We start from the raw sequence: 26,692 nt of genomic DNA, 5'->3' as shown, positions 1-26,692 counted from the left end.
ACACAATTGTTTGCCATATTTACATGTACTTACCATAGTATAAATACAATATGCCTGCAAGCCCTAAAAGAAAAGTAAAATCATTGCTCAGATTAGATGCGCACCATAAACTGCTCATCGCATTCATAGTAGGTATTGCCACTGCGGTTTTTATTTGGGGAAAGTGTAGTTTTCCCGCCGCGGTATTATTTACCTGGCTGGCTTTTGGGTTAAGTATTATTGTGATGGATTGGATCATCATCCTGTCTTCGCACCCTCTGGAAGTAAGGCGGATAGCAAAGATCGAAGATTCCAGCCGGGTACTGATATTTGCATTTGTGATAGTAGCCTCGCTAATCAGTATGCTGGCTATTTTCTTCCTGCTCAAATCATCCAGACAACTTCCGCCAGAAATAGCGACCGGTCATGTTTTGTTAGGGATGGCATCGGTAATTGTATCATGGGTGCTGGTACACACCATATTTACCCTGCGCTATGCACACATGTATTACACCACAGACCCTGATGATAATAACCAAACTAAACTAATTGGAGGCCTGGAATTTCCGGGTGATGAAAAGAATTTTGAACCTGATTATTTGGATTTTGTGTATTTTTCCTTTGTTGTGGGTATGACATTCCAGGTATCAGATGTAGAGATCTCCTCCCGCCAGATCCGTCGACTGGCCTGGATCCATGGGATGATCTCGTTCGCTTTTAATACCGCTATAGTGGCATTAAGTATCAACGTAATATCGGGCCTGGTAGCTAATTAAAATAAGCTGCTTTGTTGTTCAATAAACTGGGGGCGTAATAGGTTGGTACCTAAAGCCTTGTTCAATTCGTTGGTTACATAATAGGATAATATAGGCGAAAAACGTTCGTCATGCTGGTGCATAAAAAACCATACGGATTTTAATCCCTGTTGCTTCCAGTCTTTGATGCGTAAAACCCATTCGTCCAGGCGCGCTTTATCCAGATCGTATTCTCCTTCTTTATCGGTACAGCCAACAAAACGGACGAAGGCATGGGGCGTAGGCAGGGTCATATGTAATATGTCGCGTCTTCCGGATGCATCGGTAATTATCGATCCTATATCAAGATCATGCAGAAGCTGAAAAACCTTATCCCGGTTTTCCTGGTTAGCAAACCATTCTTTATGCCTTAGTTCAACAAATACGGGTACATCTTTTGGCAAATGCTCCAGGTAGGCTTTCAGTTCCGGAAAGCTCTTTGGTGTAAAGTTGTCGCTCAATTGCAAAAACAGCGGACCAAGCTTTTCGCCAAATGCCAGCATGCTTTGGTAAAAGCTGGTGGTAATATCTTCAGCGTTTTTTAAGCGCCGGATGTGGCTGATGCTTTGTGTAAACTTTGGGCAAAATTTAAACTGCGGGTTAATAGCAGCTTTGTCTTTCCATTTGGCAATAGTTTCGGGAGGGTACGCATTGTAAAAGGTAGCATTCAGTTCAATGCAATCAAAATGCTTTACGTATTCATCTAAAAAATTAGCATCCTTGGTTTTGGGCGGATAGATCTGCCCAACCCATTCCTTGCGTCCCCACTTGGCACAGCCAACGCGTACCTGTACAGGCTCATTATTTGTTTTAGCCGCTTTTAACACACTTTTTGTGAGTTCTGCGTCAGGTGGCAGTGTGAAATCTATTGAGGCTAATTCTTCGGGTGCTACTTTGCCAAATTCCATGAGTTAGTTGATTGGTGAGTGGTTGATTAAGCAAGGGGTTGGGCTAAGTTAGAAAAAAAGTTCCATGGCTCAGGATATCATGACGAGTTAAACTTAAATCCAAATAAACAATTTTCTGTTACGCCAACAAATCCAGCTTAAACAAAGGTTTAGCCCGTTTATTACTGGCCTGTTCGTAGGCATACCCCAGTTTAATAATATCACCCTCTTTGTAAGCTGTACTAAAAAACGACAGCCCGATAGGCAAGCCATGTAATAAACCCATGGGCACCGTAATATGAGGATAACCGGCCATTGCAGCCGGGCTGGAGAAAGAGAAGCCATTATCATAATCACCATTCACCAGGTCGATACAAACCGCGGGGCCGTTGGTAGGGCCTATAATGGCATCCAATTTATTATCGGTGAGGATCTTATCTATCGCTTTTTTAGTTCCGGTACTGGTTTTCTTTATGGCATCAAGGTATTCTTTGCTGTTCAGGTCGCCTTTGGCTTGTGCAAGTTCCAACGTTTCCTGCTTAAAAAAAGGCATCGCTTTGGCCTCGTTCTGCTTGTTAAACGCTATCACATCTGCAAGGCTTTTAACTTTACCGTTAGCTGCGCTTAAATACTGGTTTAGGCCATCTTTAAATTCGTACAGTAAAACGGTAAATTCACTTTTGCCAATGTCTTTCAGCTCTTTGTTCAGTTCTATCTCAACGATGGTTGCACCTTTGCTTTTAAGTACCTTTATTGCATCCTGTAGTAAAGCTACCATCCCCACATTACCTTCCAGAGCCGATTTTTCAATCCCGAGGCGTTTGCCCTGCAGGCCGTTGGCATCTAAAAATTTTGAATAATCTGCTTCGGCTTTTCCTTTGCTGGCAAGGGTGAAGCTATCCTGCGCATCGATACCTGCTAATGCACCCAGGAATATGGCTGCATCCTTAACAGTACGGGCCATTGGACCGGCGGTATCCTGTGTTTTGGAGATAGGAATAATGCCCCACCGGCTCCACAGCCCTACGGTTGGTTTAATGCCCACCAGGCCATTTACTGATGATGGTGATACTATCGACCCATCCGTTTCAGTACCGATGGCTACAGTGCACAAATTGGCCGCTACAGCGGTGCCCGATCCGGCACTTGATCCGCTGGGATTGCGATCAAGGATATATGGGCATTTGGTTTGTCCGCCCCGGCTGCTCCATGCGCTGGTAGAGTGGGTGGAGCGGAAATTGGCCCACTCGCTCAAATTGGTTTTGCCCAATAATACCGCACCGGCTTCGCGCAGTTTATGTACAATAAAAGCATCTTGTTTTGCAAAATTATCACCCATTGCCAATGAACCGGCGGTGGTGTGCATGTTATCGCCGGTGTTTATATTGTCTTTTATCAGTACGGGGATGCCATGCATTGGGCCGCGTACTTTGCCCTGCGCGCGTTCCTTATCCATAGCGTCAGCCATGTTAAGGGCATCTTTGTTCAGTTCGATTACCGAGTTTAGTTTTGGGCCGTTTTTATCTATCTCCTCAATACGTTTCAGATAAAGCTCGGTTAGCAGGCGCGAGGTGTATTGCTTAGCCTTCATTTTTTCCTGCAGATCGGTTATAGTGGCTTCCGAGAGTTCAAACAGGTCGTCCTTGCTATCGGTTGCCGTGGTATCGTTTTTTTTATCGTCGGCGGCTGGCTGACTGCATGAAGCAGCTACTAATGATGATATTGTTAAGCCTGCTAATGAGCCTGTTTTGAGGAAATTTCTTCTGTGCATAACCGGGTTTTATAAAGCATCTACAAATAACAAAATATTTAGCTAATTAAAAACTGTCAGTCTAAAATGTTACAACATATAATGACTATAAGTAATTTAGTCTCGTTGGTGATAATCCTGCATGTTGACAGGGCAAATTTTAACATAATATAATGTGATTTTTGCAAATCGGCATTTATAAATTCTCATTATTTACATTGCCTTATCCAAATATAAAATGATGAGGCAAGTATTAATTATGCTGCTGCTTTTAACTACAACTACGGTATTATTGGCGCAAAATTTAACGCCCCTTGCCCGTAATGGCGCATTAAAGGTACAGGATGGTAAATTGGTAAACCAACAGGGGGGTGCACCCCAATTGCGGGGTATTAGCCTTTCATGGAGTTTATGGCAGGGGCGTAAATATTATAATGCGGGGGTAGTTAGCTGGCTTGCTGATGATTTTAAGATCTCCATTATCAGGGCGGCAATGGGTGTGGAGCCCGATGGTGGGTATTTACGACAACCGGATGAGCAGCAAAAAATGATCACAGATGTGGTTGATCAGGCTGTGAAGAATGGTATTTATGTACTGATAGACTGGCACGACCATAATGCCAACCTGCATATACGGGAATCAAAAGAGTTTTTTAAGCAAATGGCAAAAAAATATGCAGGCGTGCCTAACGTAATTTACGAAATCTGGAACGAGCCTGCAAAAACGCATTGGAAAACGGTAAAAGATTATGCCATGCAGGTAATTCCTGTGATCCGGAAATACGATAAGGATAATGTAATTGTGGTAGGTAGTCCCAATTGGGATCAGGATGTGGATATAGCTGCTGCTGACCCAATTGCAGGTTTTAATAATATTGCATATTCTTTTCATTTTTATGCCAGCGACCCTTATCACCAGGAAGCACTCCGTGCAAGGGCTGATAAGGCTATAAAACTTGGTCTGCCGCTTATTGTTACAGAATGGGGTGTGGGAGAGGCCAATGGCAACGGCGAGTTTAATATGCACAAAACTCAAACCTGGTTAAAATGGGCAGAAGATAACAAGCTTAGCTGGGCCAACTGGAATATAACCGATAAGCACGAGACAACCGCTATTCTGCAAAAAGGTGCCCCCGTATATGGCGGGTGGACGGAGGCTAATTTAACACCTGCAGGTTTGTATATAAGGAACGTGCTAAGGGAGTTAAATAAATAAGCCCCTCCCAAACCCTCTGCGGGAGCTTAAAGAAAGAAGGGAGGCGGTAATGTATAATTTGCATTACAAATACATATGCAGCATATGTATTGGGTATCTTTATGATCTCTGAATGTACTTTGCTTTTTTAGTAGTGATGATGCCAAGATGCCCGATCAAAATATTGTTCCCCGCTATTTTAATTGCATTGCTGGTTGGATGTGATCATGGTAAAAAAATTTTTAGAAGTGATTGCAATGATGACTATTCTCCTGTTTATAAACGTATTCCTTTTACGGAGCTGGTAAATCACCTTAAAAAATACGATAAGCAATATGTAGAGGTTACCGGTAAGTACATTGAGGCTCCGGAGCAATCTGCTTTATTTAACGATAGCCTTTTTGCCGATCATTCTATTAAACAGGCTATCTGGATAGATTTTAATCCCGATTGCCCGTTATATTTGGAAGGTACACGAATAGGCTTGTTTGCTTATAATAACGGGCAGTTCACCCAGATCAACAATAAACATGTTACCATTAAAGGTAGGGTTGACGCGCATGATACCGGGCATTTAAACCAGTATAAAGGAGCAATAGAAAGGATCAGTTATATTGATTTATAACTAAATATTTTAAATGGTCAGCTTTAGGCCATCATAGGCCAGGTGGATGTTTGGAGGCAATTCACTGGTGATATCCTGGTGTTTACCTAAACGGTGACTGATGTGAGTGAGGTAGGTTTCCCCGGCATCTATTTCCTGCGCAAAGGCAATAGCTTCATCGAGCGTAAAATGCGATATATGGGTTTGTTTTTGCAGTGCGTTTATTACCAGGATTTTGGTTCCTTTTATTTTTTGTTTTTCTTTATCGGATATGGTTTTAGCATCCGTAATGTAGGTAAAATCATTTATCCTGAAGCCCATTACCGGGAGTAGGTAATGTAAAACCTCAACTGGCGTAAATGTTACACTGCCAATGGTAAATGGATCCAAACCTATTGGGTGTATTTTTACCTGTGGAACGCCGGGATAACCGTTACCATCAAAAATATATGGGAATTCGCGAACCAATGCCCTTTGTACGCGAAAATCTGCATATACATCAACCGGGCCATTTTGACGGTAATTAAACGCGCGGATATCATCCATGCCGGCAATATGGTCTTTATGCTCATGGGTAAATACAATAGCATCAAGATGCTTTACGCCTGCACGCAGCATCTGGTACCTGAAATCCGGCCCGGAATCAATAACTATCGTTTTATCTTCGGCTTCAATTAAAACGGAGGTGCGGAGCCGGTTATCCTTTGTGTTTACCGAGGTGCATACCTCGCAGCCGCAGGCAATAACAGGTACACCCTGCGAAGTTCCGGTTCCTAAAAATGTTATGGTCACAGCTGCAGTTTTGTTTGTTTAATTTCCTGCAAAAACGCCACTTGTTTTTCGTCGAGCAGTTTAAAATCTATTTCCAGTTCACGCAAAAGCTCAACAAGGGCTAAAATTTTACTTTCCAGGTTCGAGAAACGGTTAACAATCACCATTCGGCTGTTAAGCAACAGGCATGCACCTGTTTTAAAGTTGCCTTTTTCATACCGCACCTTGTAACCTGCTGTTTTAAGCAGCATTTCCAGTTTTTCGAGGGTATGGTTAGTTGCAGGAAGCATTATTTMAAAAGTAGTAAATTAAGTGTAATTGCAGGTTCATTTTTGGTTATCGCCATCTTTGTTTTAAATAGCCTATATCCCTATATTTATTAACCAATTATACGCTCAATATCACAATGAAAAAAATCATCCTGGTTGCCATATGTATAACGGTCTGTTTAACAGCTTTAGCCCAGCAAACTAAAACCTATGCCGAGAAACTGGGCTGGCCCAAGGGCGCCCGTGTAATTATTTTGCATGTTGACGATGCCGGTATGTCGCACGAATCAAATGATGGGGCAGAAAAAGCTATTGGTGAGGGTGTAGCTACTTCCACCAGTGTGATGATGCCGTGTGCATGGGTATCTGAGTTTAAAACGTACCTGGATAAGCATCCTGGTACAGATGCCGGCCTGCACTTAACTTTAACATCAGAGTGGGATAACTACCGCTGGGGCCCGTTGGCGGGTAAAACAGCAGTGCCGGGACTTACCGATAAGCAAGGTTGTTTATGGCCGTCTGTTGCGGCTGTGTATTTCAGGGCGTCGGCAGATGAGGTAGATAGAGAAATAAGAGCACAGCTGGACAGGGCCCTGAGCATGGACTTTGTTCCTACTCACCTCGACTCGCACATGGGGACGCTTTTTGCCAAACCATCTTATATGGAAAAGTATATTAAGCTGGGTATCGAAAAACAGATCCCGGTTATGTTTCCGGGTGGAGACGACCTGTTTTACAGGGCCGAAGCCAAAGCCGCTACTATTACCGAATTGAAAAAACAGGGTAAATACACCGAAGGTATGGTAATACAAGAGCCGGCAGTTTTGGCTAATGTAAAAGAAACAGGGCTTATGATCTGGAAAGCCGGTTTGCCTGTTTTGGATGATCTGCATAACTCAAGTTACGACTGGCAGATGCCCGATATTGAAAATATGACCGATAAGCAGATCCAAAAATGGTATACCGATCATTATATTGAAAGCATTGGCCGTTTATCGCCCGGCTTAACTATGGTGATTATGCATTGCACCAACCCCACCCCCAATTTTGACTATATATCTGACACCGGTAAAAAACGCAAAGGCGATCTGCTTGCCATGACCGACCCACGATTAAAAGCTTTTTTAAAGCAACAAGGGTTTATTTTAACCACCTGGCGCGAAGTTATGGAACGAAGGGTAAAGGTGGGGAATGTTGAATAGTCCTGATGTGCAGATATGCAAATTTCAGATGTGCAGATTATTTGTCTGAACCGGAATTTTTCACCTATCGTTTGTTTTCAATGGTGTTCAAGAGGGCTGTGCCGTTCGTCGAATTAATGAAATTTGCAGAATTTTAAATCCAATGAATTCAATAGATTCATTTAATCCAGGTTCAAAAATCAAACATTAAAAATCATCTCTATATCCTACATCAATTCCTTCATCTGCACATTTGAAATTTGAAATTTGCACATCAATTCTGTATCAACCTGTATTTTCCCGATTTAATGAGTCTTTGCTGTTCGGCAGTAAACGAGGTGCGGCCGCCAAAATCCTGTACCCAATAAGTGTTATATTCGGCTACACCAACTTCCTTAAAGTCCGGGTTCATGAGGTTTTTGCAATGGCCTTCACTTTTAAACCAGCCGTCCATTACTTCGGCTATGTTTAGCTGTCCCTGGGCAATGTTTTCGCCTATGGCAAAACTCTTAAACCCTTTAAATTTGTATCCGGCAAAAACTATCCTGTCCTCCATGCTGCGGCCGTCTTTGCTGGTATGACTAAAGTAGGTCCGTTTAGCCATATCTTTTGCGTGGCCCGTTGCAGCATCAAATAATTTATCGTTCCAGGTTAGGGGCGGGGCTGGCGGAAAGTAAGTATCGCCGCAATTACATCCCTTGGTGCGTGTTGAATTTATACGTGATAAAAATTCGTTTTTAAATCGGGTACTTTGACCATACGTGGTTCCAAACATGAATAAAATGGTAAGCGTGCAAATAGCTTTTGCAATTAAATTTCTCATATAGTATATGACAAATTAAATGAAACGGGGTTTAATTTTCAATAGTATAGTGAAGCCAGCTTATTGTTTGGGTTTCCGGGGCCGGATGCGCCACTGGCTTGGTTTTTTACGTCGCAAGTAATAGATCATTACAGCAATTGCCATTACGGCAAGAGCGATAATGAGTATTATAACGAGACTGTATGCCTTGCCGAGCTGAGTTTGGGACCTCTTTTGTAACTCGAGGTATATGCTTTTTTTTTGACGATGATTGCAACCTGTTTTTTGATTATAGCCGAATCCTTTTTGGTTATAAGCGCAAGGCGGTCCTCTTCGGCTTTATGTAAGATGCTATCATCAAGAAACTCATGCCTTTTTATGGCGATAGTGGCCTTCTCGTAATCTTTCATGTGCCGGTACAAACCTGCAATACCTACCTGTACGGCCGATTCATTTTTAGGGTCAGCATTTTTGATTGCAAGGTTAAGAGCTTCCTTAAGGTCGCGCATGGCCAGCTTATAGTCTTTAATGTCGCTTTTTATAGCCGAGAGTTCAATTAATGAGGCGATGATATTGGGTACATCATTCTTTTGACGCGATATGCTATTTGATTGTAAAATAAACCACTTGGCCTGTACGTATTTGCGTTGCGACCGGTAAATTTTTGACAGGTTATTATAACAGGTGCGTAAACCTAAAGAATCATTAATGCTTGAATAGGTATGCAATGCCAGCATGGTATAATTTAAAGCTTCGCCTTGGTAATAATATCTTACGTGCCTGTTTGCAATAGTATCGTAATTTAAATATTGCGCGGCAATTTGGGTGTATATAGGGCCTTTTAATGAATCGTTGGTGAGCTGTAATTTTTGCTTAAGACTATCAAGGTCACCCGCATATGCTGATAATTTGAATCCGGCTAATACAATAAAGAAGAGGCAGGTAAGTAGTTTTTTCATATAGGGGCTATTGAATATAGCAGTATATTTTCATATTCAACAGTCAAATAATGTGCCTGTATTATCAACACTTTATCCCTATTATATAAAATGATTAAATAATGGCCGTTTTTAGGCTGAAATGGCTGTTATTATGCCAAATACAAAGGCCCGAATTTTAATTCACAATTTTTCTGATTTTTTGCACATTATTAATTGGTATAGTAAATAGTACACCATATTAACCTAATATTGATTAATTGTACTAAACAATAACCTGTTCATACCGGTTAATAAACTGCTGTATGGATTTAAACCGCGAAAGTATAAAGTTGAAAAGTGCAATACCGATGGCAGCGCAGATAATACCGGCCAATACATCAAGTATATAATGATGACTTGCGTATACTGCTGTAAACCAAATGCCCAGCATTACCACAGCAAAAAATATATTCACCCTGCCCAATCGGTTTTTAATGCCATAATATAAAACAATAACAGGGTATGACGAATGAAGTGACGGCATAGCCGCAAAAACATTTGAGCCTTTAGCATAAATAGATTTAAATACGCCCGCGTTAAAATAGGCATCAAACTTTGCCAGGCCGGCGGTATTTCCTTGTGTTAGGGGTTGAAAAGCAAACCCGTGATATTGTACATACCATGGCGGTGCGGCAGGGAATGCGTAGTATACTACAAAACCCAGTAAGTTTACCAGTACAAACGTAAGCGAGAATTTAAGAAACTGCTTTTTGTTCCTGAAAAATAAGGATGCCGCAAAAGCTAGTGGCACCGGAATCCAGCATAAATAAAATATACCTGCAGCCACATCAATAAATGTATTGCCATTTACCCGCCAATATTCGTTAGGCGTTAGCAGGTTACCTTTATAATGGATACCAAACAATTGCTTCTCGAAATTGTAAATATCGGCTATATGTACCGAATTGAATTTGTAGTTTGGGAAGGCCTTCATATAATCAAATATGATCCAGTACACAACGAATATACTAAAGCCAAGGATAAATTTACGGGTAACCGGAGCTGCGTAAAAAAGGGAATTGAATATCAATACCAATACAAGCTCATCGGGTTTGTAACCTATTAAAAAGTAGGAGAGTACTAAATAACCTAAGGAAATTAGCGTAACAATAAGTATAGTTTTAATATTGATTGTTACACTATTGTGTGTAGCACTATTCACTTTATTTTTTTAAGAAGCCTGAACGGAATATTTTATCCCACAATGGTGAACTTACGCCATAACCTCGGTCGGGGTCCTGGTAATGATGCAGCATGTGGTGTTGTTTGATTTTTTTAAACAAGCCGCTTTTAAAGTTGAAATGATGCATAGCATAGTGCGATATATCATAAAACAGGTAGCCTAATATAAAACCCGGGAAAAAGCCAAAAACATAGTTTACAGGCAATATGGCTTTAAATAAAAAGTAAAAACCAGTAGCTAAGGGTATACTAAGTGAGGGTGGCAGTACCAGGCGTTTGGTATCGCTGGGATAATCATGGTGTACGCCATGCATTATAAAATGTAGCCTTTTTGCCCATTCCCAGTTCTCGTTTGGTTTAAGATGGAATACAAAACGATGCATAATGTATTCTGTAATTGTCCACACAAACAAACCTAAAATAAACAGCTCTGCGTATGTTAGCACATCAATACCCGCAGCAAAAGCCAGGTAGGTTGAGTATACAATAACGGGTACAAAAATATACAGGGGTACGGTATAATGTACCTTTGATAAACTCTCTAAAAAGTTGCTTTTAAACATCCTCACAGACTCATGTGAGTTGGATACATAATTCTTTTTCATGGCATATCAGGTTTAAAATGCTTGATGATTTGTCTGCCTGTTATTTTATCTTTTATGTTGATCTGAATTTAATTTCCGGATACAATTGTTAATCCGGCTCAATTTTAACAAACATTTACCAATATGTAAATGCCATTATTTAATTGTTACGAAGATATGATATTTTGATGAGGTCTTAAGTCAAAAGTTCCAGGTTTTGAATTCGGTACAATCAGGGACTTTAATCCGGGTGGTTAACAGCTAAAGACTTTGACTTTACAACTTATCCTCTTCTTCTTGTTTTATTAAAGCTCTTTTAGCTTCTCTTAACCTGTTAAACGCTGTTATGTTGGTTAATACGGCCAGTATAACAAGCGGAAAGGTAAATATTGAAATAGGTTCAAATATGTGAAACTTTATGCCCGGTACAAACAATTTGTAATTGCCGCCAATATACTGAGCCACAATGCCGCTTAATAATGCGCATAAACCAATAGTAACCACACGTTCGGGCCTTTGCATTAAACCGCCTTTAATTTCAACTCCCAAACCTTCGGCGCGTGCCCTCACGTAACTCACCATCATGGAACCAATAAGGGCTATAAAAGCCGCTATAGAGCTTATAAAGTAGTGATGACCTACCAGGTAATAGCAAATACCCAGGAACATAATCAGCTCGCTGTAACGGTCAAGCACCGAATCATACAGTGCGCCAAAAGTTGATTTCATATTACCCAAACGGGCCACCTGGCCATCAAGCATATCAAACAAACCGGCAAACAGTATAAGGCCACCAGCCCAGCCAACATAGCGTAAGTCGCCCCGGTTACCTTCTTCGGCACCTAAAATAAATATGGCGGCTACACCTACGTTCAGCACAAAACCAATTGATGTAACTGCGTTTGGAGTTAAGCCAACTTTGATCAGGATTTTTACAACGGGATCAATTACCCGGTAAATACCCAACTGCAGGTTTGTTCTTAACGATATTTTCTGTTCCATTTTTGTAATAGTTTGACGTTACAAAATTAAAAATCAAATTTAACTCTTACACGGAAACCCCATTGTGATATATCCGGGTGGTCTAAATAATTAAATCTCTTCACAAAATCAATCCGTATAAATTTAAATATATTTTCGACACCAACACTACCCTCAACGTAAGGTGTTTTACCAAGTGTATAGGTAATTGGCACCCCATTGCCATCAACAGGGAATTGATATAAAGACGGATGTAAGTTTGGATTGTTTTGATCGCTTAAACTACCGTACAAAACTTTTGCCGAAAATACTTCACGCCATTTTAATTTTTTTAACAAAGGTACCTTGTTAAAAAAGAAACCCATAAAGTGCTGATCGATTCTGAAGCTTGCGTATTTATCACTGGCAAACTCCAAAAAGTTCATTAAGTTATATGAATCAATGTCATAAGCATAGGTTTGATTGGCATGGTGAATGGTGAGCAATGGATATGGTACCGAGCCAAATAGTTTACCTCCGCTTAAATTAACATCTGCATAACCCAATTGCGATTCATAAACGCGCTTATCAATACGGGCGTCAATTTTTTGATAATTATACTCGCCGCCAAACAGGTTTTTTACACCGGCAGTGTACTGTAGTTGGTAGGTGGGATATTTATTAGGAATAGGTATGCGGTAAATTTTACCCTGGTAAAATTCTTCGTGAGGGGCATAACGGATTCCGGCAGTAAGCTGGGTTGTGGTGAGGTCATGGATAGAGTTTGACTGACCGTTTACAACATTGTTAAAATAAAGTGAGCCGGCTGGTTCCTGTGTCCATTTATTGAAACCTGCATTGTATGAAAAGTGGCTTTCAAATTCATGTACATAATCTAACCTGTAATTATCGTTATAAAGGTATTTGTCATTTACCCCGCGTTTAAATGATAGCAATAAGTTATCTTCCTGAACAAACTGCAGGTTTAACCCTGGGATTTTGGTATCACGCTGGAAGCTTGCCCTTATATAATTTTGGGGGAATTTATAAATAGATTTATTGTTTAACGAGTAGGTACCACTCACGAAATATTTCCAGCGCTGATCCCTAAAACCATAGGCGGCATAAGTTTCAAAATAATAACGCCTGCTTAATTCGGGGGTGGTACGACCACCAAACCTCAATTTAAAACCTTCAACCGGGTTAAAGCTGTAAAATGTATTTGCAGGGCCAATTTCAAACTTACCAAAACCTTTGTAACCTGCAAGCAGCAGCGTGGCAATATCAACGGTACGCTTAAAGGATGGCATGTTTTTTAAGCTGTCGATGTTTTTATAAACCTTTGATTCGGCAGTTGTTAAGGTATCCAGGCGATTTTCTGTCCAGAAAGCCTCAGTTCGGTTACGGGCTTCGTCGGATGCTTCTTCTGATTGCTTGGTATAGGCAGTATCCGGCCTGGGTTTGTTTACAATATAATTACCATAAGTTATGGTGCGCATACCAAATAAACTGCTTTTGGCGTCCTTTTTTGAAGCGCCAAAATCGGCAATGGTATTGCTCTTACTTAAATGGTAACGGCCATCGGGATTTTGTTCAAAATCCAGGTCAACCTGTATCGACCGGATAAAATTAATATTGATGTGCTTATTTACTAATAAAGATGCCTTTTGAACCGCGTAATTACCATCGAGCGTTATATAGATACTTCCCTCAAATAACACGTCGTTTGTATTGCGAGGCGTAAAACTTAGTTGAACCAGTTTTTGGTTTTTGCTATCGGTAATGGTATCGGTTATAAAAAACTTATAGTAATTGGGAGAGTTATTTGATATCGGGCTTAAAAACTGGCTCGTTATCAGGAATACGTTATTGTCGTAAATATCAACCTTTGTATAAAGGTGTTTAAAGTATTGTGTTAAACCCGAATTATCGACAGCCGGGCCAAAGTTTACACTTTTTTCGCCCAAAATTACTTCCCTGGTTTTTTCGGGATTTTTACGATAGTAATTCTGTAGCAGTTTCTCGTTCAGGAAAATAGGTAATATTGATTTACCGGGTATAGATGTACTATCGCGGTTATCTAATACAAACTTATATTTCCTGAAAAACTTACGATCAGAGAATTGTGCCGAAACGTTGGCAGCACCAAACATCATCTTATCGTATTCCCGGTACTCTACATAGTTGTAAGCTTCAGGTCGGTTTTTTTCCTTATTCTCGATAACTTTACGAATCAATTCAACCGCCGGGTTATCCTTGTTACGGTACTTTGGCTTTTTACCTGCTTTAATATTAACTTCGTTAAGTTGCTGCGCCGATGGAAAAAGCCTTACATTTATAACCTGCTCCTTACCCGGAACAACAGTTAAAAATGCGTCCTTGTAACCTAAAAAGGATATTTTTATTTGTTTGTATGAAAGCTGGTTTGTTGAAAGGCGATATTTGCCATTATTATCAGTAGTAACACCCGTAGAAGTGCCGGTAAAACTAACTACAACATAAGGAAGTGTTTGTTTATTACCTGCATCAGTAACTGTACCTGTTATAATGGTAGTTTGGGCAAATAACGATGTGACAGAAAAAAAGAATATCGAAAAGAATAAACTTTTGTAAAATTTTTTAAACTCCATGTATTTTATGCAATTATGCAAATACAAACTTTTTTTGATTGATAAAATAGTAACCAGCAACCTGGCCACCAAAACTCCTTTTGAATGCTGATATTGTAAATTACCAGTTCAAAACTACAGATCGATCAATCGTTTACACTTTTCATCCAGCTGATCTGCCCGGCGCTTCACCTGCTTTATTTAAGCATGTTCGTGCACCTTTTACAACCCTTATACATAGCCTGCAACTGCGCCTCAAAGGTAAAAAAAATCCCTACAGACTAATGTGGTCAAAAAGTCAAATATTGTCCGCATTAATAGCAAAGGTGCACATCGTTATTAATATCTTTAAATTATACTATTGAGCAAACGGCACTATTAGATATATATTATCACCTTTTTGTTTCGTGATAATATGTATCAATTACATAAGGTGTTGATTTTTAGGTATGATTATTAAATTTTGCTGCAATTGTAATTAAAATGATATGTTTTAGGGTTATAAATTCCTCAAATTTAACAATTATTAACAGGTTAACTAATAGATAATTATGGATCTTAAATTAAGTTTAAATAAACAGCCGCATAAAGAATTGAATCAATATACGGCTGTTATTATTTTATGTTGTTTTAGTTATGCTTCTTCGGCAAACATATCATCGTAGTAATCTAAGCCAAGGTGAGTTATCAAATCTTCGCCCATTAAGTAGCGCAGCGTATTTTCTAACTTTATCAACTGTTTAAATATATCATTCTCGGGATGTAAGCCAGCCGCTGTTTGAGGCGATTTAAGATAGAAGGATAACCATTCCTGGATCCCGCTCATGCCGGCTCTTTTTGCCATATCACTAAATAAAGCAAGGTCGAGCGCGATAGGGGCGGCCAGGATAGAGTCGCGGCAGAGGAAGTTGATCTTGATCTGCATTTTATAGCCTAACCAGCCAAAAATGTCTATGTTATCCCAGCTTTCTTTGTTATCGCCATGCGGCGGATAGTAGTTGATCCTGATTTTATGGTAAATGTTACCATAAAGTTCCGGGTTATCTTCCGGTTTAAAAATATCCTCCAGTACGCCCAGTTTTGATACTTCTTTGGTTTTAAAGTTATCCGGATCATCAAGCACAAGGCCATCGCGGTTACCAAGAATGTTGGTTGAGAACCATCCGTGCACACCTAATGAACGTGCAGCTAAGCCTGGCGCTAAAATTGTTTTCATTAAAGTTTGTCCGGTTTTAAAATCCTTACCCGCAATAGGGGTTTTGGTTAATTTGGCAAGTTCAATTAAAGCCGGAATATCAACTGTTAAGTTAGGGGCACCGTTTGAGAAAGGTACACCTAATTTTAAAGCAGCATAAGCATATATCATACTTGGTGCAATCAGTTTATCATCATCCTTTAAAGCCTGTTCAAAAGCTGCAAGGGACTGGTGGATTGCTGATGCCTCGTAATAAATTTCTGTTGAACCGCACCATACAAGTACTACCCTGTCAAGACCGTTTTTTTCTTTGAAGTTTTTAATATCCTCCATTACCTGTTGCGCCAATTCAAAACGTGTACCTGTTTTAACGTGGGTGCCGGTAAGGTTTTTAGCGTAATTATGGTCAAAAGCTGCCTTCATGGGTACAATAGCTTCCAACTCGGCTTTTACAGCGTTTAATAGCGCGGGCTCAAGTACTTTAGCGGTTGACGCAGCTTCAAAAACGTTATCATCATAAACATCCCATCCGCCAAAAACAATGTCGTTTAAATTAGCAAGCGGAACAAATTCATTAATTTTAGGGTTACGGTTTTCAGTTCGTTTACCTAAACGAATGTGACCCATTTGTGTAAGGGAGCCAATTGGTTGCGAGATACCTTTTTTTACAGCTTCAACGCCGGCAATCAGTGTGGTAGCTACAGCGCCTAAGCCGGGGATAAGGATTCCCAGTTTGCCTTCGGCAGGAGAGATTTTAATTTTCATTGTAATTGTTTATTGTTTAATTATTATGGCCCGGGCCATCTGTTTGGTTTTACCGGATTTACCTTAATGTTTTAACAGGAAATGGTTTGTGTTAATTGTGTTAAGTGTTTGATTTTCAATTTACTTAAACGTTTAAGTAAATTGACATAATTTTATTGTTTTTTAATTTTAAAGTGCATGTTTTGTAATGATTATTTTAGTTTGCCTGGTTATAACCAATCATTGGCCCTATACCATTTCAGCGTTTCTATTAAACCGGTCTTTAAGTTATAGGTTGGATAAAACCCAAGTTCTGATTTTGCTTTTTCAATGTCAACAGACCAGTTTACGGCCATAAGCTCATTAAGTTTTTCGGTATTTAATATAGCGGCCCTATTGCTCAAAGAACTTACTTTTTCTGATACCAATGCTATTATTTTTACAAATATTACAGGCAAATGAAATTTGAAGGTTTTTAAGCTTAGCGCTTCCTTTGCTAAATTAGCTAACTCATATTTACTATAAAAATTGCCGTCGCTAAGGTTGTASTCTGAAATATTCCAGTCGTACAGCGATTTAATAGCAGCTTTTGCAACATCTTTAACATAAATAAAGGTAAGTTTTTGCTCGGCTTTACCCATATAAGGTTCAAGCCCCCGGGTGAGCTGTTTAAAAAATATAAATATGCCGGTGTCCCTTGGTCCATATATAGCGGTGGGGCGTAAAATGGTATAGTTTAAATTTTCTATAGTTTTAAGTTGATTCTCGGCTAATAACTTACTGCGGCCGTAGGCCGTAACCGGGTTGGGCTTTATATTTTCGCTGATGGAACCCACCAATGTTTTAAGCGGGCCAAGCGCCGCAAGGCTGCTTATGAGCACGAATTTTTTTAGGTTTATATCTGCCTGTACTGCAGCCGATGCCAGGTTAAACGTGTGTGTGGCATTAATGTAGTTGTATGCCGCCTGTGATTTGGCTGCGGTAACACCTGCGGCATGGATAATATAATGAGGTTTTATATAACTCAGTTGTTGTTTTAAGGCCGAAAGATCCCGGTAATCGAGGTTTATAAAGTTGATGTCAAGATGTTTTAAATGATCTATCTTACTGCTTTTGCGCACTGCGGCATACACTTCAAGATTGTTATGTAATGCCTCCTCTATAATGTGAAATCCTGCAAACCCACTTGCCCCGGTTATTAAAACCCGTTCCCTCATATCGCTTTCTGGTATAACCTGTATTTTTTGTATGGATCGCCTTTAATAGCTTCAATGGCGCGGTTCACCATATCATTATGTTCCAAAGTCCATCCGGCTTCGGCATGTTTAAATCCTTTTCTTTTATATTCTCTTATAATGGTGCCATATAAACAAGCTTCGATACCCATTTTACGGTAGCCATCAATAACACCCAACGCGTAGATACGGATACTCTGGATACTCTTTTTGCCAAATAATAGCTTAAAGATGCCTGTAGGTAATAACCGCCCGCGTTTTATCTTTTGAAAAATCTCGTTATAATTGGGCAGGGCCAAACCAAACGCAACAATTTTGCCTTCCTGTTCGGCAACCAATGCAAAATCAGGATCGAGGATCAGTTTAAGATCTTTGGCCAGGTAGTCAAATTCCTCGTCGGTTAAAGGTACAAAGCCGGTATTGCTATCCCAGGCGGAGTTATAAACCTCGCGCAGTTTAGCAGCATCTTCCTTGAATTTTTTCATGTTTACCTTGCGGATAATGATATTATTCCGCTTTAAACGTTCCTCCAGGGAGTTTAATAACCTAACTGATTTATCGTCATAAGCCTGTCCATCCCAATGCCACGCAATAAGATCAACATCTTTGCTAAGGCCATAGGCTTCAATGAGGTTGGCATAGTAAGGTTTGTTATAGGTATTCATTAAAAAGGCAGGACTATCAAACCCTTCAATCAATAAACCGCAAGGCTCATTGGTGCTAAAGTTTACCGGGCCTAAAAGTTTACCGCTCACTCCTTTCTCTTTAAGCCATTGGGTTACGGTTTCAAAAAGTAAGGTGGATACATTTATATCATTTACACAATCAAAAAAACCAAAAAAACCATCGTTAACATGGTTATACTCATTGTGCGCATTATTAAGTATGGCAGCAATCCGGCCTACAATTTTATCACCATCATAAGCTAAAAAAGGTTGTACTGTGTTGTGCTTATGAAAAGGGTGAATGGTTAGCAAATCCCGTTGGGCTATAAACAGTTCGGGAATATAGTTTGGGTCGCCCTCATACAAATCATGCGGAAAATCAATAAATGAAGCTAATTCCTTTTTAGAATTAACTGTTACAATTTTTATCATGAGTAGTATTCAATATTTGCCCTAAGGCCATAGAAACTGAAAAGTCCGTATGCACATGAGCTTGTTTTAAACTAAAACAGCAACAAATACATACGGACATTTTATTATATTTTTTCTTTAACAGAAGTAACGCCTACTTCTTTAAACGCTTTTGCAAGTTTTTCAACGGCTTCATCAATTTGTGCAAAGGTATGAGTTGCCATTAACGAGAAACGCAGCAACGATGAATCTGAAGGTACAGCCGGCGAAACTACCGGGTTAACAAACACACCATCGGCTTGTAATTGCTTGGTTACAAGGAAAGTTTTTTCGTTATCACGCACGTAAATAGGTAATATCGGGCTTTCGGTAGGACCAAGGTCAAAGCCTTCTTCCAGTAACAGCTTCATGGCATAATTGGTATTATCCCAAAGTTTCTGGATTCTTTCCGGCTCCGATTCGATGATATCAAGTGCGGCAATAACGCTGGCAACAGAACCCGGAGGCATGCTGGCGCTAAACATCAATGAACGCGCGCGGTGTTTTATGTAATCAATGGTATCCTTATCGCTGGCAATAAAACCACCTAATGATGCCAATGATTTACTAAAAGTACCCATGATAAGATCAACATCATCAGTAAGGTTAAAATGCGACGCGGTACCGGCACCTTTATGGCCAATTACCCCAAGGCTGTGTGCATCATCTATCATGATGTTTGCACCATACTGATCGGCAAGATCAACTATCTGCGGTAGCTTAACAATATCACCTTCCATGCTGAATATACCATCAACAGCAATAATTTTTACAGCATCCTCTGGTAATAAGGCCAGTTTACGCTGCAGGTCGTTCATATCATTGTGGGCATATTTAATCACTTTCGAAAACGAAAGCCTGCTGCCATCAATGATACAGGCATGATCATACTCATCCAATATGATATAATCATTACGACCGGTTATGCATGATAGTACCCCAAGGTTTACCTGGTAACCAGTGCTGAATAGTACAGTAGCTTCTTTGCCAACATAGCTGGCAAGCCTGTTCTCTAACTCGATATGGATATCGAGTGTCCCATTTAAAAAACGAGATCCGGCACAACCTGTGCCGTATTTATCGATCGCTTTTTTTGAAGCTTCCTTAATTTTAGGGTGATTGGTAAGGCCTAAGTAGGAATTAGAACCAAACATTAACACTCTTTTATTATCTATTAAAACTTCAGTGTCCTGAGCAGACTCAATAGGCCTGAAATAAGGATACAATCCCTTTTCCCGGAGCATATTTGCAACCTGGAACTCGGCGATTTTCCCATGTAGTTTTTTAACCATGTATTAACTCTGCTTAAATTTTGCGTAAAAATACCATGAATAAGCAAATAACTTATACGGTAAGTGTAATTTTTTTAAAAATAGCTTATCATTAGGTTAACCTAATTGATAAAGGTGTATTCATATTACATGGCAAATTAATTAATTTTTTTGTTTATTCCGCACCTTATATTTTCATTTTTTTGTAAAAACCGAAAATTGGCAGGTTTTTGCCATGCATTTATAAAATTTCGGTAATATTCTTGTGGTTCATAATATTTTGTTGATATTAATCACATATTCGCACTCCCCTGTGTAATTCGATTAAAACTATAGCAACTTTGTTTTGTAGTTTATGTCAGTTTGCATTGACATCTATTTCCTTCGTATGAAAAAACTAAAAAACCTATCCATCTTAACAATAATTAATTTAACATTAATTTTACATTCGCCGGTTTTTGCTCAAGGCGGGGTTGATACTATTGGCGGGGGACCGGTTTCGCTTAAGCAAGCTGTTGATTACGCGCTGCGCAATCAACCCGCAGTAAGGCAGGCTTCTATTGATGAGCAGATCAATGAGCGCGATATCAGGATAGGTTTATCGGGATGGCTGCCGCAGGTAAATTCATCAGGACTATATAACTACTATTTTAAAGGCAGCCCGCAGGCAGGCGCAGGAGGCGCCAATATCCCTTCAAACGCAGGTAGTATCCGTAACCTGTCTACATTGGGTGTTACAGCATCGCAGGTATTATATAATAATGATGTATTCCTGGCTTCAAAAGCATCCAGGTACTCTCGCGAGTATTACAGGGAAAATACTTTAAGCACCCAGATAGGAGTTGTATCGGATGTAAGCAAGGCTTTTTTTGATGTATTGTTATCGCAAAAACAGCTTAATATTACCAACGAGGATATTACACGGCTGCAGCGTAGCTTAAAAGATGCCACCAACAGGTACCAGGCAGGCGTATCTGATAAAACAGATTATAAGCAGGCAACCATTGCCCTCAATAATTCAATAGCTACGCGTAAGGCGAMAGAAGAATCAATAAAAAGCAAAACGGCCTATTTAAAACAGATCATGGGCATTGGTGGCGAAAAGCCCTTAACGCTATCATACGATTCATCACGATACGAACAGGAGGCCTACATTGATACCAATCAAACGCTGGATGTAAACAACCGCATCGAATTTAGGCTGCTGCAAAGCTCAAAAGCGCTTAAGAGTCTAAATATTAACTATTACCGTTACGGTTTTTTACCCTCTATATCGGCGGTAGGTAGTTATAATTATGCATACTTTAATCATGATTTTAATAATCTATATAGCAATGCCTATCCAACGGGTTATGCTGGTATTACTTTAAGCCTGCCAATTTTCCAGGGAGGCAAACGCCTGCAGAATTTAGCAAAAGCACGCTTACAGGTTGAGCGCACCGACCTGGATATAGAAAATACCCGCAACAGCATCAACACCGAGTATGTGCAGGCATTGGCTGGCTATAAAAGTAATTACACCAGCTACCGGCTTGTGCGTGAAAACGTAGACCTGGCAAGGGATGTTTATAAAATAGTAAGTCTGCAATACCGTGAGGGAGTTAAAACTTACCTTGATGTTATTGTAGCACAATCAGACCTGCGTACTGCCGAGCTGAACTATTATAATGCCTTGTTCCAGCTGCTGGCCAGCAAGATCGATCTGCAAAGATCATTGGGGACATTAACCGTACAATAACAATATTAAATAGAATTCAAACGAACAACACTATAATGAAACCATCATGAGTTGCCGCTTAAAAACAAAAAAATAAACGCTCATGATAGCTTCATTACCTTTAAAAAACAAATCACTATAATGAAACCATCATGAGTAATCGCTTAAAAACAAAATTATAGATGCTCATGATAGCTTCATTACCTTTAAAAAACAAATCACTATAATGAAAAACAGATATATATATTGGTTAGCCCCGGCAGCATTAATAACATGGGTATCATGTGGTAAAGCCGGTAAGGGTGGGGCAGCCGCGCAGCCGCCAACACCGGTTTCAATTGCCGAAGCCAAAACTGCAGAGGCTACCTATTATGATAGGTACCAGGGAGTAGTAATATCTATTAACACTGTTGAGCTGCGTAGCCAGGTGCCGGGTTTTGTAACGGGTATATTTTTTAAGGAAGGTGATGTTGTACAAAAGGGCAAAGTGCTTTATGAAATTGATAAACGTAAATATGAAGCAGCATATCAGCAAGCCCAGGCTAACGTGTTAAGCGCCCAGGCCAACCTGGTAAAAGCCCAAAAAGATGTTGACAGGTATAATATGCTGTTGAAAAACGATGCTATTGCCCGGCAAACTGTCGACCAGGCTACCGCTGCATATGAAACAAATAAAAGCCAGGTGGCTGTAGCTAAAGCGGGGCTTGCATCGGCTGCTACAGATCTTTCTTATGCTACCATCCGGGCGCCTTTCACAGGGCGCATAGGTATTTCGCAGGTGAGGCTGGGTGCACAGATTGCTGTCGGTACTACGTTGATGAACACCATATCAGCCGAGCACCCTATTGGTGTCGACGTTGTAATTAACGAGCAGGATATTAACCGCTTTTATAATCTGCAAAAAGCAAGCAGCGATACCACTTTTAAACTACAGCTGCCCGATGGTACTACTTATAATAAAACCGGCAAAGTTTTAGCTATTGACCGGGGCGTAAACAGCGGAACCGGAAGTATTAAAGTACGTATCCAGTTCCCTAATGAGGATGATGTACTGAAGGATGGCATGAGCTGCGTTTTACAGGTATTGAATGGGCAATCGGGCAACAGGGTGCAGATACCTAATAAAGCGGTAACCGAGCAAATGGGCGAGTTTTTTGTTTTTGTAACCAGGGATACTACAGTTAAAGATACCGCCCAGGATAAAACCATAAAAGACAGGCGCGATACCATTGCCAACCAGGTAAAGGTAAAGCTTGGCCCCCGTGTTAATACAGATATAGTGGTTATGGCCGGTATCAAAGCCGGCGACAAGGTGGTGACCGATGGCTTTCAGCGTTTGCGCGATGGCGGCAGAATAACGCTTGGCGCCGGTGGCCCGCCTGCAGGTGCGGCTCCAAAAAAATAATGTTTATATACGAAGAGAGATTTAAGCTTGTGGCAGGGAACAATCCCTGCAAAACTTAATAATAAAAAGAATGATCGCAGATACTTTTATACGACGACCGGTAACCGCAATAGTGATCTCAATAGTGATTGTAATTGTGGGCGTATTGTCAATGACCAGCTTACCTATCGGGCAATATCCCGATATTACCCCGCCAACTGTTTCTGTTACCGGTACTTATACCGGGGCTGATGCATTAACGGTAGAGCAAACCGTGGCCACCCCGGTAGAGGTACAAGTGAATGGCGTGCCGGGCATGACCTATTTACAAAGTAACAGCAGCAGTAACGGCCAAATGAGCATGACGGTTAACTTTGATGTAGGTACCGATATTAATATAGCAGCGCTTGATGTGCAAAACCGTGTGGGTATTGCGCTCCCGACCTTGCCGCAGGAGGTGCAGCGTTTAGGGATGATTGTGCGCAAGCGTAATCCCAGTATATTAATGCTGGTTGCCATGTATTCACCTAAAGGCAGCCATGATGTTACTTTTACCGATAATTATACCAATGTTTTTATAAAGGATGCTATTTTACGTACCAAAGGGGTGGGCGATGTTGTTAGCCGTGCTGATGATTTCAGTATGCGTATCTGGCTTAACCCCGATAAGCTCGCAGCTTTGGGCATGTCTGCAGGCGATGTAACCTCTGCATTGGCCGAGCAAAACGCCCAGGTGGCCCCAGGTACTGTTGGTGCCACGCCCCAGCAAAAAGCGCAAACCTTTGAATATTCTGTACTGGTAAAAGGCCGTTTAAGCAAACCCGAAGAATTTGGTAATGTAGTTGTGAAAACCGTGCCGGCTACAGGTGCTATTGTACATTTAAAGGATGTAGCACGTATTGAGCTGGGTAAATTCAATTACTCCGGTAATTCGTTTGTTGATGGTAAAAGGGCATCATATCTGTTGGTGTACCAGGCCCCAAACAGCAATTCGCTTGAAACTGCCGAGAACGTATACGCTACCATGGAGCAGCTTAAAAAAAGTTTCCCGGCTGATATTGATTATGTGGTGCCTTTTGAAGCGGTAACTGTAGTTAAAGTATCAGTTAGCGAAGTGGTTGAAACCCTGCTTATAGCATTGGGGTTGGTTATTGTAGTGGTATTTTTATTCCTGCAAAACTGGCGTTCCACCCTTATCCCTGTATTGGCTATTCCCGTTTCTATCATAGGTACATTTATATTCTTTATCCCACTCCATTTTACCATAAATACGCTTACGCTGTTTGGCTTTGTATTAGCCATAGGTATTGTGGTTGATGATGCTATTGTGGTGGTTGAAGCTGTACAGCATTATATGGATGAGGAGGGCATGTCTCCACGTGAAGCAACGGAGCATGCCATGCGCGATATATCGGCGCCGGTAATTGCCATTGCCCTTATATTAGCTGCTGTGTTTGTGCCGGTAGGGTTTGTGCCTGGTATAGTTGGGCGGCTTTACCAGCAATTTGCCATTACCATAGCCATATCGGTATTGATATCGGCATTTGTGGCGCTTTCGTTAACCCCGGCGCTGTGCACGCTGCTACTCCGTCCGCATAAAATTGATGAAAAATCAAAAGGACTCAACAAATTCTTTTTTGTATTTAATGACTGGTTCACCCGTATAACGGGCAGGTACCGCAATTCTGTTGATAAGGGCATAAAAAATTCAAAGTTCATTATCATTATACTGGTGTGTATTATTATAGGTACCATACTTTTATTCAGGGGTAAACCATCAGGATTTATTCCGTTAGAGGATGATGGTCGTGTTTATATCACCTATGATCTGCCCGAAGCTTCATCAACAGTAAGAACGGTTGATGTGCTGCACCAAATGATGAAAACCCTCGATAGCGTACCCGAAATTGCACATTATGCGGCATTAGGCGGTTTGAACGCTATTAGCTTTGCAAGTAAGGCCAATAGCGCCACTATGTTTGTTCAGCTTAAGCCCTGGGATGAGCGTAAGGAAAAATCGCAGCAGATAACTGCCCTTGTTGCCAAGCTTACTAAAAAACTGGCCAGGTTTAAAGAGGCTAATGTGGTAGTAATTCAGCCACCTGCTATTCCGGGTTTGGGAAGTACCGGTGGTTTTTCATTTATATTAGAAGAGAAAGAAGCAGGGGGTGATATAAAGGTGTTTGAAAGAACATTGAAAACATTTGTGGGCGAGCTTAATAAACGCCCCGAAATTGCCAGGGCCTTCACCTTTTTTACAGCGAGTACGCCTGCTTACCAGTTAACTATTGACCGGGAGAAAGCAAAAAAATTAGGCGTTTCTATCGCCGATGTAAACAGTGCCCTACAAACCTATATGGGGAGTACCTATATTAATGACTTTACCATATACGGACGAAACTTTAGGGTACTTGCACAGGCAGATACTGCTTACCGGAGTAATATTAGCAATATCGGACAATACTTTGTGCGCAATTCATTTGGTACAATGGTGCCGTTAAGTACCCTTACCTCTTACAAGGTTATTGAAAACTCTCCGCTGATTGCACATTATAACCTGTTCAGGTCGGCTGAGATCAATGGGAGTACCAGGCCCGGTTACAGCAGCGGTGATGCTATAACGGCTTTAAAAGAAGTTGCTGCCAAGTCGCTGCCACAGGGCTTTGGTTACGAGTTTTCGGGCCTTAGCCGCGAAGAGTTATTGTCTGGTTCAACAACAGTTTACATTTTTGCACTTTCTATAGGCTTTGTATTCCTTTTCCTCGCCGCGTTATATGAAAGCTGGTCAGTTCCGTTTTCGGTGCTGCTGGCTGTGCCTTTAGGCGCATTTGGAGCCATCCTTTTCCTTACGTTCTGGCCCGACCTAACCAATAACGTATATGCGCAGATTGGTTTAATTACCTTGATAGGTTTGGCTGCCAAAAACGCGATTTTGATAGTTGAGTTTGCCAAAGAACGTGTAGACAGGGGGATGAACCTTGAAAAAGCTACCCTTGAAGCGGTGCGCCTGCGTTTACGTCCAATCATCATGACCTCGATGGCATTTATGTTGGGGGTTGTGCCCTTAATGATTTCATCCGGTGCTGGCGCCGAGGCCCGGAAAACCATAGGATGGACGGTGTTTGGGGGGATGCTTGCAGCCACATCGCTTGCTATATTTATAGTGCCCGTTTTATACTATACCATCACCAGGTTTGCTTATGGTAAAGAAAAACTGGCCGAGATAGAAAAAAGCTATAAGCCCGATCCAAAACATGATCCACATATTTAATACTTGTTCATAAAAACAAAAAAAGAGGAGCAAAAACTTCTCTTTTTTTGTTTTTGGCAAGCCATAGCATCTCATCGGTATGCCAATAGTTATTAAATTTTTAGCCTATAAACTACAAAAATCATTAATTGCAGACACTTTTTGTATAAGCAGCATTCTGTTTTTCTGTACATTAATTTGATGTTAAATAAATTTCTAAAAACGAATGGTAAA

21 protein-coding genes are annotated in these 26,692 nt (G+C 40.7%); 7 read left to right on the top strand and 14 right to left on the bottom strand.

Features of this window, described 5'->3' with window-relative positions:
- Positions 1-50 precede the first annotated feature (50 nt).
- Positions 51-755 carry a DUF1345 domain-containing protein gene (locus AC1DQW_RS22615; protein ID WP_477456133.1) on the top strand — a complete coding sequence of 235 codons (705 nt, stop codon included), beginning with the start codon at positions 51-53 and terminating at the stop codon, positions 753-755.
- Here AC1DQW_RS22615 and AC1DQW_RS22610 read toward each other — a convergent pair.
- Together AC1DQW_RS22610 and AC1DQW_RS22605 are read right to left on the bottom strand one after the other, a co-directional pair.
- Complete coding sequence (locus AC1DQW_RS22610; protein ID WP_477456132.1) at positions 752-1,681, bottom strand: DUF72 domain-containing protein; 930 nt, start codon at positions 1,679-1,681, stop codon at positions 752-754. The two genes, AC1DQW_RS22615 and AC1DQW_RS22610, sit on opposite strands and share 4 nt — an antisense overlap.
- A 118-nt stretch (positions 1,682-1,799) precedes the next feature.
- Positions 1,800-3,431, bottom strand: a complete 1,632-nt coding sequence (locus AC1DQW_RS22605) for an amidase (protein WP_477456131.1) — start codon at positions 3,429-3,431, stop codon at positions 1,800-1,802.
- Positions 3,432-3,648: 217 nt separating this feature from the next.
- Here AC1DQW_RS22605 and AC1DQW_RS22600 point away from each other — a divergent pair, with 217 nt between their 5' ends.
- Together AC1DQW_RS22600 and AC1DQW_RS22595 are read left to right on the top strand one after the other, a co-directional pair.
- Positions 3,649-4,626 carry a glycoside hydrolase family 5 protein gene (locus AC1DQW_RS22600; protein ID WP_477456130.1) on the top strand — a complete coding sequence of 326 codons (978 nt, stop codon included), beginning with the start codon at positions 3,649-3,651 and terminating at the stop codon, positions 4,624-4,626.
- Between the two features lie 112 nt (positions 4,627-4,738).
- Positions 4,739-5,230, top strand: a complete 492-nt coding sequence (locus AC1DQW_RS22595; RefSeq protein WP_477403862.1) for a hypothetical protein — start codon at positions 4,739-4,741, stop codon at positions 5,228-5,230.
- Positions 5,231-5,239: 9 nt separating this feature from the next.
- Here the strand turns inward: AC1DQW_RS22595 and AC1DQW_RS22590 are convergent, their stop codons facing one another.
- Together AC1DQW_RS22590 and AC1DQW_RS22585 are read right to left on the bottom strand one after the other, a co-directional pair.
- Entirely contained in the window at positions 5,240-6,001 is a 762-nt protein-coding gene (locus AC1DQW_RS22590) for an MBL fold metallo-hydrolase (RefSeq protein WP_477456129.1), read from the bottom strand.
- A complete protein-coding gene (locus tag AC1DQW_RS22585) occupies positions 5,998-6,270 on the bottom strand; it encodes a hypothetical protein (protein ID WP_477403866.1) in 273 nt (90 codons plus the stop codon). Before AC1DQW_RS22585 ends, AC1DQW_RS22590 begins: the two co-directional genes overlap by 4 nt.
- Before the next feature lie 116 nt (positions 6,271-6,386).
- Between AC1DQW_RS22585 and AC1DQW_RS22580 the strand changes: the two genes are divergently transcribed.
- Complete coding sequence (locus tag AC1DQW_RS22580) at positions 6,387-7,451, top strand: polysaccharide deacetylase family protein (protein WP_477456128.1); 1,065 nt, start codon at positions 6,387-6,389, stop codon at positions 7,449-7,451.
- A gap of 253 nt (positions 7,452-7,704) precedes the next feature.
- On the opposite strand, the gene AC1DQW_RS22575 is transcribed toward AC1DQW_RS22580, so the two are convergent.
- The 10 genes from AC1DQW_RS22575 to spt all read right to left on the bottom strand — a co-directional run bounded on the left by AC1DQW_RS22575 (position 7,705) and on the right by spt (position 20,128).
- Complete coding sequence (locus tag AC1DQW_RS22575; protein WP_477456127.1) at positions 7,705-8,253, bottom strand: CAP domain-containing protein; 549 nt, start codon at positions 8,251-8,253, stop codon at positions 7,705-7,707.
- 167 nt (positions 8,254-8,420) lie between these two features.
- Positions 8,421-9,191, bottom strand: coding sequence for a hypothetical protein (locus tag AC1DQW_RS22570; RefSeq protein ID WP_477456126.1), 771 nt, complete (start codon positions 9,189-9,191; stop codon positions 8,421-8,423).
- Positions 9,192-9,435: 244 nt separating this feature from the next.
- A complete protein-coding gene (locus tag AC1DQW_RS22565; protein ID WP_477456125.1) occupies positions 9,436-10,374 on the bottom strand; it encodes a phosphatase PAP2 family protein in 939 nt (312 codons plus the stop codon).
- 1 nt (position 10,375) lies between these two features.
- Positions 10,376-10,999, bottom strand: coding sequence for a sterol desaturase family protein (locus AC1DQW_RS22560; RefSeq protein ID WP_477403876.1), 624 nt, complete (start codon positions 10,997-10,999; stop codon positions 10,376-10,378).
- 255 nt (positions 11,000-11,254) lie between these two features.
- Positions 11,255-11,980 carry a CDP-alcohol phosphatidyltransferase family protein gene (locus tag AC1DQW_RS22555; RefSeq protein ID WP_477403878.1) on the bottom strand — a complete coding sequence of 242 codons (726 nt, stop codon included), beginning with the start codon at positions 11,978-11,980 and terminating at the stop codon, positions 11,255-11,257.
- 26 nt (positions 11,981-12,006) lie between these two features.
- Positions 12,007-14,568, bottom strand: a complete 2,562-nt coding sequence (locus AC1DQW_RS22550; RefSeq protein WP_477456124.1) for a DUF5686 and carboxypeptidase-like regulatory domain-containing protein — start codon at positions 14,566-14,568, stop codon at positions 12,007-12,009.
- A gap of 613 nt (positions 14,569-15,181) precedes the next feature.
- Positions 15,182-16,507, bottom strand: a complete 1,326-nt coding sequence (locus tag AC1DQW_RS22545; RefSeq protein WP_477402313.1) for an inositol-3-phosphate synthase — start codon at positions 16,505-16,507, stop codon at positions 15,182-15,184.
- A gap of 209 nt (positions 16,508-16,716) precedes the next feature.
- Positions 16,717-17,703 (bottom strand): NAD-dependent epimerase/dehydratase family protein, encoded by a 987-nt coding sequence (locus AC1DQW_RS22540; protein ID WP_477456123.1) that lies wholly within the window; start codon positions 17,701-17,703, stop codon positions 16,717-16,719.
- On the bottom strand, positions 17,700-18,818 hold the full coding sequence (locus AC1DQW_RS22535; protein WP_477456122.1) for an N-acetyltransferase family protein: 1,119 nt from the start codon (positions 18,816-18,818) through the stop codon (positions 17,700-17,702). Before AC1DQW_RS22535 ends, AC1DQW_RS22540 begins: the two co-directional genes overlap by 4 nt.
- A gap of 104 nt (positions 18,819-18,922) precedes the next feature.
- On the bottom strand, positions 18,923-20,128 hold the full coding sequence (spt, locus tag AC1DQW_RS22530) for a serine palmitoyltransferase (RefSeq protein ID WP_477418021.1): 1,206 nt from the start codon (positions 20,126-20,128) through the stop codon (positions 18,923-18,925).
- Positions 20,129-20,495: 367 nt separating this feature from the next.
- On the opposite strand from spt, the gene AC1DQW_RS22525 reads away from it, so the two are divergent.
- The 3 genes from AC1DQW_RS22525 (at position 20,496) to AC1DQW_RS22515 (ending at position 26,479) form a co-directional block, all read left to right on the top strand.
- Positions 20,496-21,845 (top strand): TolC family protein, encoded by a 1,350-nt coding sequence (locus tag AC1DQW_RS22525; protein ID WP_477456121.1) that lies wholly within the window; start codon positions 20,496-20,498, stop codon positions 21,843-21,845.
- Positions 21,846-22,050: 205 nt separating this feature from the next.
- Positions 22,051-23,229, top strand: coding sequence for an efflux RND transporter periplasmic adaptor subunit (locus tag AC1DQW_RS22520; protein WP_477456120.1), 1,179 nt, complete (start codon positions 22,051-22,053; stop codon positions 23,227-23,229).
- Between the two features lie 70 nt (positions 23,230-23,299).
- Positions 23,300-26,479 (top strand): efflux RND transporter permease subunit, encoded by a 3,180-nt coding sequence (locus AC1DQW_RS22515; RefSeq protein ID WP_477456119.1) that lies wholly within the window; start codon positions 23,300-23,302, stop codon positions 26,477-26,479.
- The last annotated feature ends 213 nt before the right edge of the window (positions 26,480-26,692 follow it).

It is taken from the genome of Mucilaginibacter sp. P5_A4 (assembly GCF_056400605.1).
This window is presented reverse-complemented; position numbering and strand designations above follow the sequence as displayed.

Excerpts from the sequence above, each read along its gene's own strand:
- AC1DQW_RS22560 (WP_477403876.1), bottom strand. The coding sequence starts at position 10,999 with ATGAAAAAGAATTATGTATCCAACTCACATGAGTCTGTGAGGATGTTT.
- AC1DQW_RS22605 (WP_477456131.1), bottom strand. The coding sequence starts at position 3,431 with ATGCACAGAAGAAATTTCCTCAAAACAGGCTCATTAGCAGGCTTAACA.
- AC1DQW_RS22610 (WP_477456132.1), bottom strand. The coding sequence starts at position 1,681 with ATGGAATTTGGCAAAGTAGCACCCGAAGAATTAGCCTCAATAGATTTC.
- AC1DQW_RS22600 (WP_477456130.1), top strand. The coding sequence starts at position 3,649 with ATGATGAGGCAAGTATTAATTATGCTGCTGCTTTTAACTACAACTACG.
- AC1DQW_RS22580 (WP_477456128.1), top strand. The coding sequence starts at position 6,387 with ATGAAAAAAATCATCCTGGTTGCCATATGTATAACGGTCTGTTTAACA.
- AC1DQW_RS22520 (WP_477456120.1), top strand. The coding sequence starts at position 22,051 with ATGAAAAACAGATATATATATTGGTTAGCCCCGGCAGCATTAATAACA.
- AC1DQW_RS22575 (WP_477456127.1), bottom strand. The coding sequence starts at position 8,253 with ATGAGAAATTTAATTGCAAAAGCTATTTGCACGCTTACCATTTTATTC.
- AC1DQW_RS22595 (WP_477403862.1), top strand. The coding sequence starts at position 4,739 with ATGTACTTTGCTTTTTTAGTAGTGATGATGCCAAGATGCCCGATCAAA.
- AC1DQW_RS22615 (WP_477456133.1), top strand. The coding sequence starts at position 51 with ATGCCTGCAAGCCCTAAAAGAAAAGTAAAATCATTGCTCAGATTAGAT.
- AC1DQW_RS22515 (WP_477456119.1), top strand. The coding sequence starts at position 23,300 with ATGATCGCAGATACTTTTATACGACGACCGGTAACCGCAATAGTGATC.
- AC1DQW_RS22585 (WP_477403866.1), bottom strand. The coding sequence starts at position 6,270 with ATGCTTCCTGCAACTAACCATACCCTCGAAAAACTGGAAATGCTGCTT.
- AC1DQW_RS22545 (WP_477402313.1), bottom strand. The coding sequence starts at position 16,507 with ATGAAAATTAAAATCTCTCCTGCCGAAGGCAAACTGGGAATCCTTATC.
- AC1DQW_RS22535 (WP_477456122.1), bottom strand. The coding sequence starts at position 18,818 with ATGATAAAAATTGTAACAGTTAATTCTAAAAAGGAATTAGCTTCATTT.
- AC1DQW_RS22555 (WP_477403878.1), bottom strand. The coding sequence starts at position 11,980 with ATGGAACAGAAAATATCGTTAAGAACAAACCTGCAGTTGGGTATTTAC.
- spt (WP_477418021.1), bottom strand. The coding sequence starts at position 20,128 with ATGGTTAAAAAACTACATGGGAAAATCGCCGAGTTCCAGGTTGCAAAT.
- AC1DQW_RS22550 (WP_477456124.1), bottom strand. The coding sequence starts at position 14,568 with ATGGAGTTTAAAAAATTTTACAAAAGTTTATTCTTTTCGATATTCTTT.
- AC1DQW_RS22570 (WP_477456126.1), bottom strand. The coding sequence starts at position 9,191 with ATGAAAAAACTACTTACCTGCCTCTTCTTTATTGTATTAGCCGGATTC.